Below are 14,109 nucleotides of genomic sequence, written 5' to 3'. Positions count from 1 at the left end.
CCATGACCACGACGAACGCCACCCTCGCCGAGATCGCCTCCTGCGTCAGCGGCTACGACCCGAACGCTCTGCCGGTGGCGCAGGCGCAGGAGTTCATCTCCCGCCTCGTGCCGCGTGTGCAGGCGGTGGAGATGCTGCCGATCCGCTCGGCGCTCGGACGCGTGCTGGCGCGCGACATCGTCTCGCCCATCGACGTGCCGGCGCACGACAACTCGGCCATGGATGGTTACGCCTTGCGCGGCGCCGATCTCTCGGCAGATGGCGACAGCGTGCTGCAGGTGGCCGGCACCGGCTTCGCCGGCGCGCAGTTCGACGGTACGGTCGGTCCGGGGCAATGCGTGCGCATCATGACCGGCGCGGTGATGCCCGCCGGGCTCGACACCGTGGTGCCGCAGGAGTTCGCCAGGGTCGAAAGCGACCGCGTCAGCGTGCCCGCCGGCGTGGTGCGCCCCGGCGACAACCGGCGCCTTGCCGGAGAGGACCTGGCCCGGGGCGAGGCGGCGTTGAAGGCCGGCCGCCTGCTGCGACCGGCCGACCTCGGCCTGCTGGCTTCGCTCGGCCAGGCCGAGGTGCCGGTGTGGCGCCGCCTGCGGGTCGCCTTCTTCTCGACCGGCGACGAACTGCGCTCGATCGGCGAGCCGCTGGATGAAGGCTGCGTCTACGACAGCAACCGCTACACGCTGTGGGGCATGCTGCAGCGCCTCGGCGTGGACCTGCTCGACATGGGCGTGGTGCGCGACGACCCCGCCGCGCTGGAATCCGCCTTCCGGCACGCCGCCGAGAACGCCGACGCGGTGATCACCTCGGGCGGCGTCAGCGTCGGCGAGGCCGACCACACCAAGCAGGTGATGAAGGCGTTGGGCGACGTGCTGTTCTGGAGGATTGCGATGCGTCCCGGCCGGCCGATGGCGATCGGCAGGATCACCAGCCGCGGCCACGACGCCATCCTGTTCGGATTGCCGGGCAATCCGGTGGCGGTGATGGTCACCTTCTACGCCTTCGTGCGCGACGCGCTGCTGGCGATGAGCGGCGCCTCGCCGCAGCCGTTGCCAATGCTGCGCGCAGCCAGCACACAGGCGATCCGCAAGAAGGCCGGTCGCACGGAATACCAGCGCGGGATCGTGTCCCGCTCCGAGACGGGCTGGCAGGTGGAAATCACGGGCTCGCAGGGCTCGGGCATCCTGCGCAGCATGAGCGTGGCCAACGGTCTTGTCGTGCTGGACCACGAGCAGGGCAACGTGGCGAGGGGCGACCTGGTCGACGTGCTCCCCTTCGATGGGCTCGTCTGAGATGTACCCCACTCCCGCCCAAGGCGACGCCGCCGCACCGCGCAAGCCAATGACGCTGCACCGCCTTGCCGCGATGCGCGCGGCCGGCGAGAAGATCGCCATGCTGACTTGCTACGACGCCAGCTTCGCGCGGCTGCTCGACGACGCCGGCGTCGACGTGCTGCTGATCGGTGACTCGCTGGGCATGACGCTGCAGGGCCGCGACAGCACCCTGCCGGTCACGCTCGACGAGCTGGCCTACCACGTCCAATGCGTGGCACGTGGCAGCCGCCACGCCTGGATCGTCGGCGACCTGCCGTTCGCGACCTACCACACCGGCACCGAGCAGGCCCTGCTCAGCGCCGCGACACTGATGCGCGCGGGGGCGCACATGGTCAAGCTCGAAGGCGGCGGCTGGACGGCGCCTATCGTGCGCCACCTCGCCGAGCGGGGCATCCCGGTGTGCGCGCACCTCGGCCTGACGCCGCAATCGGTGCACGCGCTCGGCGGCTACCGCATCCAGGGACGCGACGAAGACGGCGCTGCGCGGCTGCTGCGAGAGGCGCGCGAACTGTCCGACGCCGGCGCGGCAATGCTGGTGGTGGAACTGATCCCGAGCGAGCTCGGCCGGCAGCTTGCCGACAGCCTGCCCATCCCGGTGATCGGCATCGGCGCCGGCCCCGGCTGCAGTGGTCAGGTGCTGGTGCTGCACGACATGCTCGGCGTCACGCGTGGCAAGCTGCCGCGATTCGTGCGCAACTTCATGGCCGGCGCCGACAGCATCGAGGCCGCGATCCGCGCCTACGTGGCATCAGTGAAGGACGGCAGCTTCCCCGACCCGGCCCTACACGGCTATTGAGTGGCATACAAAGGGAACCGCGCCCATGCAGATCGTCCACACCGTCGCCGACCTGCGCGCCGCACTGGCGGGCCACGACCGCACCGCCTTCGTGCCGACCATGGGCAACCTGCACGACGGCCATCTCTCGCTGGTCAAGCTCGCACGCCAGCACGGCGGGCCGACGGTGACGAGCATCTTCGTCAACCGGCTGCAGTTCGCGCCGCACGAGGATTTCGACACCTACCCGCGCACGCTGCAGCGCGACTGCGAGCTGTTGCGCCATGCCGGCAACGACATCGTGTTCGCGCCGTCGGAGAGTGACCTCTACCCCGAGCCGCAGCGCTACACCGTGCAGCCGCCGACCGAGCTGGCGGACATCCTCGAAGGGCACTTTCGCCCGGGTTTCTTCACCGGCGTATGCACGGTGGTGCTCAAGCTCTTCAACTGCGTCCAGCCACGTGTCGCGGTGTTCGGCAAGAAGGACTACCAGCAGTTGATGGTGCTCCGCCGCATGGTGGAGCAGCTTGCGTTGCCGATCACGATCGTCGCCGGCGAGACCAGCCGTGCCGGCGATGGCCTGGCGCTGTCCTCGCGAAATGGCTACCTCGACGCGGCGCAGCGCTCGGAGTCGGTGCAGCTGAGTGCCGCCCTGCGGCGCGTGGCCGATGCCATCGAGGGCGGCTCGCGCGACTGGGCCCGGCTCGAGGCGCAGGCCATGACATCGCTGGCCGAGCGCGGCTGGCAGCCCGACTACGTGGCGGTGCGGCGCCAGCGCGATCTCGGCGAGCCGGTGACGGGCGAGCCGCTCGTGGCGCTGGCCGCCGCGAGGATCGGCAGCACGAGGTTGATCGACAACCTCGAGCTGCCGGCGTGCGCCTGAGGACGGTCTAGCGCTTCGCGAGGCGCTGCCAGGTCTCGACCACCGTGTCGGGGTTCAGCGAGATCGACACGATGCCCTCGCGCGCCAGCCAGTCGGCGAAGTCCGGATGGTCGCTGGGGCCCTGGCCGCAGATGCCGACGTACTTGCCGACCGCCCGACAGGCGGCGATGGCGCGCGAGATCAGCGCCTTCACGGCCGGATCGCGCTCGTCGAAGTCGCGTGCCAGCAGCTCGAGGCCGGAATCGCGGTCCAGGCCCAGCGTGAGTTGAGTGAGGTCGTTCGAGCCGATCGACATGCCGTCGAAGTGCTCGAGAAACTGCTCGGCCAGGATGGCGTTGCTCGGCACCTCGCACATCATGATCACGCGCAGGCCGTCGGTGCCGCCGGCGGCGGCGCGCTTCAGGCCGCGCTCGGCCAGCATGCCCACCACGCGCTCCGCCTGCCCGAGGGTGCGCACGAACGGCACCATGATCTCGACGTTGGTCAGGCCCATGTCGGTGCGCACGCGCTTGAGCGCCTCGCACTCCATTGCGAAGGCCTCGCCGAAGCTCTCGCTGACGTAGCGCGATGCGCCGCGGAATCCGAGCATCGGATTCTCTTCCTCGGGCTCGTAGCGCGAGCCGCCGATCAGCTTCTTGTATTCGTTGCTCTTGAAGTCCGACAGCCGCACGATCACCGGCTTGGGCCAGAAGGCTGCGGCGATGGTGGCGACGCCCTCGACCAGCTTGTCGACGTAGAAGGCTCGCGGCGACGCGTGCCCGCGCGCCACCGATTCGACGGCCTTCTTCAGGTCGGCATCGACGTTCGGGTAGTCGAGGATCGCCTTCGGGTGCACGCCGATGTTGTTGTTGATGATGAACTCGAGGCGCGCCAGGCCGACGCCCGAGTTGGGCATCTGCGCGAAGTCGAAGGCCAGTTGCGGGTTGCCGACGTTCATCATGATCTTCACCGGACAGTACGGCAGTTCGCCGCGCTGCACGTCGCTGACCTCGGTCTCGAGCAGGCCGTCGTAGATGAAGCCGGTGTCGCCCTCGGAGCAGACCACGGTCACCAGCGCGCCGTCTTTCAGCGTCTCGGTCGCGTCGCCGCAACCCACGACCGCCGGGATGCCCAGTTCCCGGGCGATGATGGCTGCGTGGCAGGTGCGTCCGCCACGGTTGGTGACGATGGCGCTGGCGCGCTTCATGACCGGCTCCCAGTTCGGGTCGGTCATGTCGGTGACCAGCACGTCGCCGGCCTGCACCTGGTCCATGTCGGCCAGGCTGTGCACGATGCGCACCGGACCCGTGCCGATCTTCTGGCCGATTGCACGGCCCTCGGCGAGCACGGTCCCCGAGCTCTTGAGCTTGTAGCGCTGCTCAACCTTGCCCATCGCCTGGCTCTTCACCGTCTCGGGACGCGCCTGCAGGATGTAGAGCTGGTTGTCGCCACCGTCCTTGCCCCATTCGATGTCCATCGGGCGGCCATAGTGCTGCTCGATGATCAGCGCGTAGCGCGCCAGCTCGGCGACATCGGCGTCGGTCAGCGAGAAGCGGTTGCGGTGTTCGGGCGCGGTGTCGACGGTGCGCACCAGCTTGCCGGTCTTCGCCTTCTCCTCGGCCGGGGCGAACTCCATCTTGATCAGCTTGGAGCCGAGGTTGCGACGGATGATGGGCAGCTTGCCGGCCTTCAGCGCCGGCTTGTGCACGTAGAACTCGTCGGGGTTGACCGCGCCTTGCACCACCGTTTCGCCCAGGCCATAGCTGGAGGTGATGAACACCACGTCCTGGAAGCCGCTTTCGGTGTCGATGGTGAACATCACGCCGGCCGCGCCGAGGTCGGAGCGGACCATGCGCTGCACGCCGGCCGACAGCGCCACGTCGCCGTGGGCAAAGCCCTTGTGCACACGATAGCTGATGGCGCGGTCGTTGTAGAGGCTCGCGAAGACCTCCTTCATCTTCGCCAGCACTTCGTCGATGCCCACCACGTTCAGGAAGGTCTCCTGCTGGCCGGCGAACGACGCGTCGGGCAGATCCTCCGCCGTGGCGGAGGATCGCACCGCGAAGGAGGCACCGGGGTTCCCCGTGGTCAGCTTGGCGAACTCGGCACGGATGGCCGCCTCCAGCGCGGGCGGGAACGGCGTGGCTTCGATCCAGTGGCGGATCTGCGCGCCGGCTTCGGCCAGGGCGCGCACGTCGTCGGTGTTCAGCGTCGCCAGGCGCTCGGCGATGCGCGTCGCGAGTCCTTCGTGCTTGAGGAATTCCCGGAAGGCATGCGCCGTGGTGGCGAACCCTCCGGGCACCCGCACCCCGGAGGCTGCCAGTTGGCTGATCATCTCGCCGAGCGAGGCGTTCTTGCCGCCCACCGACTCGACGTCGGTCATCCTCAGCTGTTCGAACGGTACGACCAGGGCGGTCGCCAGTGCAGGGTTGGACATGGGAGAACTCCGTGATGTTGGTAAACCGGTGTCTCCCAGCCCCGCGTGCGGCGGCCCGAGTCAGGCTCGAGGGCGGCGGCAGGCCCCCACGCGGGCGCGCCACACTCTGGGAGTGCTCGGGGGCGTTGGGCGGCGTGCATCGGGCGGCGAGGTGGAAGTGTTCGGCTGGATTCTAAGGTTTGTCCCTATCATGCGGGCCGTCGCCCCCCAACCCGAAGGCCGCGCTTCATGCCCGATCGCACCGTCTACTTCGTCTCCGACGGCACCGGCATCACGGCCGAGACCTTCGGCAACTCGATCCTGGCGCAGTTCCCCGGCAAGCCGCGCCATGTGCGCCGGCCCTTCGTCGACACCCCCGACAAGGCCTACCAGGTGCTGCGCGAGGTGAACCACACGGCGGACACGGAAGGCCGCCGGCCGGTCGTGTTCGTCACGCTGGTCAATGCCGAGATCCTCGACATTCTCAAGCAGTCGCACGGCCTGGTGCTGGACATGTTCAACACCTTCATCGAGCCGCTGGAAGCCGAGTTCGGCGTCAAGTCCAATCACCGCATCGGCCGCTTCTCCGACATTTCGAAGAGTCAGGAGTACACCGACCGCATCGAAGCGATCAACTTCTCGCTCGCCCATGACGACGGACAGTCGTCCAAGAACCTGTCCGAGGCCGACGTGATCCTCGTCGGCGTGTCGCGCAGCGGCAAGACACCGACCTCGCTGTACCTGGCGATGCAGCATGGCATCAAGGCGGCGAACTACCCGCTCATTCCCGAGGACTTCGACCGCGGGCAGATCCCCTCGACGCTGGCGCCGTTCAAGCGGAAGTGCTTCGGCCTCACCATCGACCCCGAGCGGCTCAGCCACATCCGCAACGAGCGCCGCCCGAACAGCAAGTACGCCTCGATCGAGAATTGCCGCGCCGAGGTGCGCGAGGCCGAGGCGATGATGCGCCGCGAGGGCATTGCCTGGCTGTCGTCGACGCACAAATCGATCGAGGAGATCGCGACGACGATCCTGCGCGATCTTCGGCCGGACCGGCTGATGTACTAGGCCATGCGCTGCCGCGCGGATTCGTAGAGGCAGACTGCCGCTGCGGCCGCCACGTTCAGTGACTCCTCGCCACCGGGCTGCGGAATGCGCAGGGCCATCGCACAGCGCTGCTGGAGCGCCTCTGCCACGCCGCGCCCTTCGTGACCGAGCACCCAGCCGCAGGGCCAGGGCAGCGCCACTTGGTGGATCGCCGGTGCGGCATGTGGACTGGTCGCCAGCAAGGGCACCTGCAACGCGGTCAGCGCATCAGCCTCGACAGCTTCCACCAGGCGCAGCGCGAAGTGCGCGCCCATGCCGGCGCGCAGCACCTTGGGGGACCACAGCGCCGCCGTGCCCTTGAGCGCGATCACCTGCGCAAAGCCGAAGGCCGAGGCGCTGCGCAGGATGGCGCCGACGTTGCCGGCATCCTGCAGCCGGTCGAACACCACCGACGGCGCGTCAGGGGTGATCGCGGGCGCGGTGGGCGTGGCGACGACGAAACCGATCATCGGCGGCGACTCCAGCGTCGACAACCCCGCCATCAGCTCCGGCGGCAGGATGGCCACCGCCGCGGCATGCGACGCCAGATGGCGCAGGGCCGGCTGAGCCCAGCCGTCAGCCCGGACGATGGCATGAAGCGCTCGCCCGCCGCGCCGCACGAAGGCGTCGCAAAGATGGTCGCCCTCCAGCCAGACCTCGCCGAGCTTGCGATAGGCACCGGGGTCGGCGCCGAGCTTGCGCACGCGCACCAGCAGCGGGTTGTCCTTCGAGCTGATCGGACGCGGATCGGCCATGGTTCAGCCTTCCAGCACCTCGCGCACCGGCGCGAACGAGCGGCGGTGCTGCGGGCAGGCCCCGTGCCGGCGCAGCGCCGCGAGGTGCTCCGCCGTTGGATACCCCTTGTGGCCATCGAAGCCGTACTGCGGATGCTGCTCGTGCAACGCGAGGCAGAGGCGGTCGCGGTGCACCTTGGCGAGGATGGACGCCGCCGAGATCGCCTTGACCTTGGCGTCGCCCTTGACAATCGCCTCGGCCGGCACTTTCAGCACCGGGATGCGGTTGCCGTCGACCAGCACCTTGGACGGCTTCAGGCGCAGGCCCTCCACCGCGCGGCGCATCGCCAGCATGGTGGCCTGCAGGATGTTCAGCGCGTCGATCTCCGCCGCGCTCGCCTCGGCGATGCAGCAGCACAGCGCCTTGGCGCGGATTTCGTCGAACAGCGCCTCGCGACTGGGCGGGCTGAGCGCCTTCGAGTCGGCCAAGCCCCTGATCGGCTGCAGGTCGTCGAGGATCACCGCGGCCGCCACCACGGGCCCGGCGAGCGGGCCGCGGCCGGCCTCGTCCACGCCGGCGACCAGCCCCGGGGCGTCGAAGCTGAGCCCGAGCTGCTCAGCGGCCGAGAATCGACGCGATCGCATCGGCGGCGGCGCGCGCCGTGTCGCGCCTGAGTTCGAGGTGCAGCGCGTGAAAGCGCCTCTGGAGATCCGCGCAGCGCGGCGCGTCGTCGAGCCAGGACAGGGTTGCGTGCGCCAGCCGCTGAGGCGTGGCATCGCCCTGGATCAATTCGGGCACGGCGAAGTCGCGCAGCAGGATGTTGGGCAGGCCCACCCAGGGCTGGTACCGCATGCGCTTCATCATCTGCCAGCTCAGCGCGTGCATCGCGTAGGTGATGACCATCGGTCGCTTGAACAGCGCGGCCTCGAGCGTGGCCGTGCCGCTGGCCACCAGCGTGACGTCGCAGGCGGCGAGTGCCTCGTGCGAATGTCCGTCGAGCAGTTCGACCACGACGCGATCTGCGTGCAACCTGCGCAGCGGCTCGACAAGGTGGCGCAGGCCAGGCACCACCGGCAGGATGAAGCGCAGGCCGTGGCGAAGGCGACTCATCTCGACAGCGGCCTCGAACAGCCGCGGTGCGATGTACTGGATCTCCGATCGGCGGCTGCCCGGAAGCAGGGCCACGACCGTCTCGTCGCCGATGCCGAGGTCTTGGCGCGCTGCCGCGCGCGGGACCTCCAGCGGAATCGCATCGGCCAGCGGGTGCCCGACGTAGTGCGCGGCGATGCCCTGCCTGGCGTAGATCTCCGGTTCGAAGGGGAAGATGCACAGCACCGCGTCGACCGCCTTGCGCATCTTCTCGACGCGCTTGCCGCGCCACGCCCAGATCGACGGGCTGACGAAGTGCACCGTGCGGATGCCCCCTGCCTTCAGCCTCGCCTCGAGGTCGAGGTTGAAGTCCGGTGCGTCGACACCGATGAACATGTCGGGCCTCGCCGCCAGGATCCGCTCGGCGAGCCGGTTGCGGATGCCGGCGAGCTCGCGGTAGTGACTCAGCACCTCGACGTAGCCGCGCACCGCCAGCTTGTCGTGCGGCCACCAGGCGCTGAAGCCCTGCGCAGCCATCTTCGGTCCGCCGATGCCCTCTGCCACGAGGCCCGGCCAGCGCGCGCGCAGGCCGCCGAGCAGCAGGCCGGCGAGCAGGTCACCCGAGGCCTCGCCCGCGACCATCGCGAAGCGCGGTGCAGCCGCGTCCATGCGCTGCTTCAGCGCGCGATGCCGCGCGTCGCGCCCGCGAGGAAGGCAGTCATCAGCGCCACGTCGCCGGCGGCATGCGGCTGTTCGGTGGCCAGCGTCTCGATCGCCTGCTTGGCCTGCTCGAGGGTCTTGCCTTCGCGATAGAGCAGTCTGTGCATCTGCTTGACGGCCGCGATGCGCGGCGCATCGAATCCCCGGCGGCGCAAGCCCTCGATGTTGAAACCGCGCACGGCCAGCGGGTTTCCGTCGACCAGCATGTAAGGAGGCACGTCCTGCGACACCGCGCTGCCGAAGCCGACCATCACATGGGCGCCGATCTTCACGAACTGGTGGATGCCGGTCAGGCCGCCCACGGTGACCCAGTCGCCCAGCTGCACGTGGCCGCCCAGCGTGGTGTTGTTCGCCAGCGTCGCGCGGTCCCCGACCTGGCAGTCGTGCGCGATGTGCACGTAGGCCATGATCCAGTTGTCGCTGCCGATGCGCGTGACGCCGGCATCCTGGGCGGTGCCGAGGTTGAAGGTGCAGAACTCGCGCACCATGTTGCGGTCACCGATCACCAGTTCGGTCGGCTCGCCGGCGTACTTCTTGTCCTGCGGCACGGCACCGATCGACACGAACTGGAAGAAGCGGTTGTCGCGGCCGATCGTCGTGCGACCTTCGATCACGCTGTGCGGACCGATGATCGTGCCCTCGCCGATGCGCACCTGCGAGCGCACGATGCTGTAGGCCCCGACGGTGACCTTCTCGCCAAGCTCGGCGCCGCGCTCGACGATTGCGGTGGGGTGGATGCTCGCCATCTGAGGAACTCCCGGGGCGCAGCCTCAGGTGAAGCTGCGCATCGTACAGGTGAGGTCGGCCTCGACGGCCACCTCGGTGCCCACCAGCGCGCGCCCCTTGAACTTGAACACCGAAGCCTTCATGCGTTCGAGGGTGGCCTCGAGCACGAGCTGGTCGCCCGGCTCGACGGGACGCTTGAAGCGCGCATTGTCGATGCCGGCGAAGTAATAGACGGTGTTGTCGTCGGGCGACTGGCCCAGCGTCTCGAAGGCGAGCAATGCGGAGGCCTGCGCCAGCGCCTCGATCATCAGCACGCCCGGCATCACCGGCCGCTTCGGGAAGTGGCCGTTGAAGAAGTTCTCGTTGATGGTGACGTTCTTGATGGCCTTGATGCGCTGGCCCTTCTCGAGCTCGAGCACGCGGTCTACCAGCAGGATCGGGTAGCGGTGCGGCAGCTTCTTCAGGATCTGGTGAATGTCCATCGTCATGGTTGTCTCGGCGTGGTCTGGTTCTTTTCCAGTGCACGGATGCGCTCGCGCAGCGTATGCAACTGGCGCAGCGTGGCCGCGTTCTTCTCCCAGGCCGCATTGTCGTCGATGGGGAAGACGCCGCTGTACTGCCCCGGTTGGCGGATCGAGCGCATCACCACCGACGCGGCCGAGATGTGCACGTCATCGGCCAGCGTCAGGTGGCCCAGCACGATGGCGCCGCCGCCCACGGTGCAGCGCTTGCCGATCACCGCGCTGCCGGCGATGCCGACGCAGCCGGCCATCGCGGCATGTGCGCCGATGCGCACGTTGTGGCCGACCTGGATGAGGTTGTCGAGCTTGACGCCGTCCTCGATGACGGTGTCGTCCAGCGCGCCGCGGTCGATGCAGGTGTTGGCGCCGATCTCGACGTCGTCGCCGATGCGCACCGCCCCGAGCTGCTCGATCTTCTCCCAGCGGCCCCCGGCGGGCGCGAAGCCGAAGCCGTCGGCGCCGATCACCACGCCGCTGTGCACGATGCCACGCTCGCCGATGCAGCAGCGCTCCCCGACCGTCACGCGCGGTGCGAGCCGTGTCCGGGAACCGATCCTGGCCTCGGCGCCAATCACGCAGTGAGCCCCGATCTGCGCACCCTCGCCCACCACCGCGCCGGCCTCGACCACGGCCAGCGGGCCGACCGTGGCGCTCTCGGCGACACGCGCGGTCGGATGGACCAGCGCACTCGGGTGGACGCCGGGCAGCGCAGCCGGTCGCGTCCGGCTTGCCCACCACTGGGTCAGGCGCGCGAAGTAGAGGTAGGGATCGGAAGTGACGATCGCCGCTCGGCGATCGACCACGGCATCGCGCAGCGAAGGTGCGACGATCACGCAGCCAGCCAGCGATCCGGCCAGCTGGGATCGGTACTTCGGGTGAGCAAGAAAGGCGATCGTCTGCGCATCGGCGCCCTCGAGCGGACCGATGCGGTCGACGCGCAGATCCGCATCCCCGAGCAGTTCACCGCCGAGCTGCCCGGCGATCTCGCGCAGAGCAACTCGCATCGGCGTTGCCCCGGGGCTTACTTGCTGTTGCCGCTCTGGGCGTTCAGCGCCTTGATCACCTTGTCGGTGATGTCGATCCTCGGGCCGGCAAAGACAGCCTCCTGCACGATGAGGTCGTACTTCTCGGCGTCGAAGATCTGCTTCATCACCTTGTTCGCCCGCTCGACGACCGAGGCGAGTTCCTCGTTCTTGCGCTGCGTGAGATCCTCCTGGAACTCGCGCCGCTTGCGGTCGAAGTCGCGGTTCTGCTCGACCAGCTCGCGCTGCCGGCGCGTACGCTCGGACTCGGAGAGCGTCGGCGCATCCTTGTCGAGCTTCTCGCCCGCGGACTTCAGCTTGCCCGCCATGTCGGCGAGTTCCTTCTCGCGCTTGCCGAACTCGGCCTCGAGCTTCGCCTGCGCCGCCTTGGCAGGAGCGGCATCGCGCAGTACCCGATCGGCATTGACGTAGCCGATCTTCAGATCCTGGGCCTGCGCACCCAGGGCCGCGAACGCGAGAAGCGCCGAGCAGGCCGTCGACTTCAGGATGGAGGTATTCATTAGAACGCGGTCCCGATCTGGAATTGCAGTCTCTCGATTCTATCGTTCGGCTTCTTGCGGATCGGAGATCCGTAGCTGAGCTTCAGCGGTCCCACCGGCGAGATCCAGCTCAAGCCGATGCCGGCAGAGGCGCGCAGGCTGTCGACCGTGAGCTTTTCCGACTCGCCCCACACGTTGCCCACGTCCATGTAGCCGAACACGCGCAGCGTGCGGTCGTTGCCGGCGCCGGGCACCGGCACGTAGAGCTCGCTGTTCAGGTTGAGACGCCGGTTGCCGCCGATGTAGGCGCCGGTCACGTCGGGAGGTCCGAGCGAGCCCTGGTCGAACGCCCGCACGGTGCCCAGGCCGCCACCGTAGAAGTTCTTGAACACCGGGTACGGACGGCCGGCGAGACCCCGGCCATAGCCGACTTCGCCGTTGACGGCGAAGGTGAACTGGCGCGTGATCGGCCAGTAACGCTGGTATTGGAGGTTGGCACGCAGGTAACGCGTGTCGCCGGCGGGCGTCCAGTCGAGGTTGATGCGCTTGTAGCTGCCGTCGTTCGGCACCAGGGCGCTGTCCCGCTCGTCGCGCGTCCAGCCCAGCGTCAGCGGGAAGGAGTTGCTGACATCGCCGAACTGCAACCGGTACAGGTAGAGGTTGTTCGGCATCGCGCTCGTGCCCTTGATCTCGGTGCGCTCTGCACCGATGCCGAAGAAGACGGTGTCGAACTCGCTGAAGGGCACACCGAAGCGCACCGCCACGCCTGGCGTGACGAGCTGATACTGCTCGCCCTGGCTGTTGATCGGCTTGGCGGTGCGGTAATAGATGTCGAAGGACCGGGAGATGCCGTCGATCGTGAAGTAGGGATCGAGCGTGCTGAGCACCAGCGTGCGGCTGGAGCGGCTGGTGTTGATCTCCAGCCCGAGGTAGTTGCCCGAGCCGAACACGTTCTCCTGCTTGATCGATGCGGTGAGAGAGAGCTTGTCGGCGCTCGAGTAGCCTGCACCGATCAGCAGGTTGCCGGTCGGCTTCTCCTTGATGTTGAAGGTGAGGTCCACCTGGTCCTGCGATCCGGCCACCTCGGCGGTATCGACGTTGACCTCGGAGAAGTAGCCCAGCCGGTCGACCCGGTCGCGAGACAGCTTGATTTTCTGGCCGTCGTACCAGGACGACTCGAACTGGCGCAACTCCCGGCGAATCACTTCGTCACGGGTGCGGGTGTTCCCGGAGAGGTTGATGCGTCGCACGTAGACCCGGCGCGCAGGATCCGCCGCCAGCGTGACTGCCACCCGGCCATTGGCCCGATCGATCTCCGGGCGTGCGTCGATGCGGACGAAGGCGTAGCCGAAGGTCGCGAAGCGGTCGGAGAACTCCTTGGTCGTCTCGGTCACCGATTCGGCGCGGTAGGCCTCGCCCGGCTTGATCTTGACCAGTGTCCTGAAGTCCTCTTCCTTGCCGAGGTAGTCGCCTTCCAGCTTCACCGCGGTGACCGTGTAGGGCTGACCTTCGGTGATGTTGACGGTGACGGTGATTTCCTGCTTGTCCGGCGAGATCGCCACCTGGGTCGAATCGACGTTGAACTCGAGGTAGCCGCGGTTCAGGTAGTAGGCGCGCAACGTCTCCAGGTCGGCGTTCAGCTTCGAGCGCGAGTAGCGGTCGGCCTTCGTGTACCAATTCAGCCAGCCGCCGTCGTTGAGGTCGAACAGGCTCTTGAGGGTGCTTTCCGAAAAGGCCTTGTTGCCGAGGATGCGCAGCTCGCGAATCTTCGCCGCCGTGCCTTCGGTGACGGTGAAGACCACGTTGACGCGGTTGCGTTCCTGCGGCGTCACCGTGGTCACCACCTCGGCGCCATAGAGGCTGCGCGTCAGGTACTGACGCTTGAGCTCCTGCTCGGCGCGATCGGCCAGCGCCTTGTCGAACGGCAGGCCTTCGCCGATGCCGAAGTCCTTCAGAGACTTGACCAGCGTGTCCTTGTCGAACTCCTTCAGGCCGACGAAGTCGATCGCCGCGATGACGGCGCGTTCCTCGACGATCACGACCACCACGCCGTCGTCGATGTCGATGCGCACGTCCTTGAAGAGGCCGGTGGCGAACAGGGCACGCAGCGCCGCCGCACCCTTGTCGTCGTTGTAGGTGTCCCCGATGCGGAACGGCAGAGACGCGAACACCGTGCCGGCGTCGGTGCGCTGCAGTCCCTCGACGCGGATGTCCTTCAGCACGAACGGATCGACCGCCCACGCCACCCCCGTGTGGAGTGCGGCGGCGAGGGCGAGGCTGAGAACGGTGGGGCGGAAAGCGTGCGCGCGGCGTGAGGAAGGCATGC

Annotated in this window: 13 protein-coding genes; 4 read left to right on the top strand and 9 right to left on the bottom strand. The window is 68.2% G+C overall.

All coding sequences use genetic code 11. The annotated features are described in order from the left end of the window. The first annotated feature begins 2 nt into the window (after positions 1-2). From glp to panC, 3 genes are read left to right on the top strand one after another with little or no spacing between them, the layout of a single operon-like run. A complete protein-coding gene (glp, locus tag Q0599_RS07350; protein ID WP_298827780.1) occupies positions 3-1,289 on the top strand; it encodes a gephyrin-like molybdotransferase Glp in 1,287 nt (428 codons plus the stop codon). Next, the gene (gene panB, locus Q0599_RS07345) at positions 1,276-2,127 is read left to right on the top strand and encodes a 3-methyl-2-oxobutanoate hydroxymethyltransferase (RefSeq protein WP_298827778.1); all 852 of its coding nucleotides are present in this window, start codon (positions 1,276-1,278) and stop codon (positions 2,125-2,127) included. The genes glp and panB overlap by 14 nt, the downstream gene beginning before the upstream one ends. A gap of 25 nt (positions 2,128-2,152) precedes the next feature. Continuing rightward, positions 2,153-2,989: a pantoate--beta-alanine ligase gene (panC, locus tag Q0599_RS07340; protein WP_298827776.1), complete on the top strand. Its 837-nt coding sequence runs from the start codon at positions 2,153-2,155 to the stop codon at positions 2,987-2,989. Positions 2,990-2,996: 7 nt separating this feature from the next. Here the strand turns inward: panC and ppsA are convergent, their stop codons facing one another. Beyond that, positions 2,997-5,405, bottom strand: coding sequence for a phosphoenolpyruvate synthase (gene ppsA, locus Q0599_RS07335; RefSeq protein WP_298827774.1), 2,409 nt, complete (start codon positions 5,403-5,405; stop codon positions 2,997-2,999). Positions 5,406-5,633: 228 nt separating this feature from the next. Between ppsA and Q0599_RS07330 the strand changes: the two genes are divergently transcribed. Next, positions 5,634-6,452, top strand: a complete 819-nt coding sequence (locus tag Q0599_RS07330) for a pyruvate, water dikinase regulatory protein (protein ID WP_298827773.1) — start codon at positions 5,634-5,636, stop codon at positions 6,450-6,452. Here Q0599_RS07330 and Q0599_RS07325 read toward each other — a convergent pair. Genes Q0599_RS07325 through bamA form a run of 8 tightly spaced genes read right to left on the bottom strand, consistent with a single transcriptional unit; the run spans position 6,449 to position 14,107 of the window. After that, positions 6,449-7,225, bottom strand: a complete 777-nt coding sequence (locus Q0599_RS07325; protein ID WP_298827771.1) for an RNA methyltransferase — start codon at positions 7,223-7,225, stop codon at positions 6,449-6,451. The genes Q0599_RS07330 and Q0599_RS07325 overlap by 4 nt on opposite strands. A gap of 3 nt (positions 7,226-7,228) precedes the next feature. Beyond that, positions 7,229-7,849, bottom strand: coding sequence for a ribonuclease HII (rnhB, locus tag Q0599_RS07320; RefSeq protein WP_298827769.1), 621 nt, complete (start codon positions 7,847-7,849; stop codon positions 7,229-7,231). Then, positions 7,821-8,963, bottom strand: a complete 1,143-nt coding sequence (gene lpxB / locus Q0599_RS07315; protein ID WP_298827767.1) for a lipid-A-disaccharide synthase — start codon at positions 8,961-8,963, stop codon at positions 7,821-7,823. The genes rnhB and lpxB overlap by 29 nt, the downstream gene beginning before the upstream one ends. An 8-nt stretch (positions 8,964-8,971) precedes the next feature. After that, complete coding sequence (gene lpxA / locus Q0599_RS07310; protein ID WP_298827764.1) at positions 8,972-9,760, bottom strand: acyl-ACP--UDP-N-acetylglucosamine O-acyltransferase; 789 nt, start codon at positions 9,758-9,760, stop codon at positions 8,972-8,974. 24 nt (positions 9,761-9,784) lie between these two features. Beyond that, positions 9,785-10,222, bottom strand: a complete 438-nt coding sequence (gene fabZ / locus Q0599_RS07305; RefSeq protein ID WP_298827828.1) for a 3-hydroxyacyl-ACP dehydratase FabZ — start codon at positions 10,220-10,222, stop codon at positions 9,785-9,787. Between the two features lie 2 nt (positions 10,223-10,224). Next, entirely contained in the window at positions 10,225-11,265 is a 1,041-nt protein-coding gene (gene lpxD, locus Q0599_RS07300; RefSeq protein WP_298827761.1) for a UDP-3-O-(3-hydroxymyristoyl)glucosamine N-acyltransferase, read from the bottom strand. A gap of 17 nt (positions 11,266-11,282) precedes the next feature. Then, a complete protein-coding gene (locus Q0599_RS07295; protein WP_298827758.1) occupies positions 11,283-11,804 on the bottom strand; it encodes an OmpH family outer membrane protein in 522 nt (173 codons plus the stop codon). Continuing rightward, positions 11,804-14,107 carry an outer membrane protein assembly factor BamA gene (gene bamA / locus Q0599_RS07290; RefSeq protein ID WP_298827753.1) on the bottom strand — a complete coding sequence of 768 codons (2,304 nt, stop codon included), beginning with the start codon at positions 14,105-14,107 and terminating at the stop codon, positions 11,804-11,806. Before bamA ends, Q0599_RS07295 begins: the two co-directional genes overlap by 1 nt. Between the last annotated feature and the right edge of the window lie 2 nt (positions 14,108-14,109).

Source organism: uncultured Piscinibacter sp., assembly GCF_937952055.1.
Taxonomy (GTDB): Bacteria; Pseudomonadota; Gammaproteobacteria; order Burkholderiales; family Burkholderiaceae_C; genus Piscinibacter.
Note: the sequence above shows the minus strand (reverse complement) of the source record. Positions and strands in the feature narration are given on the sequence as shown.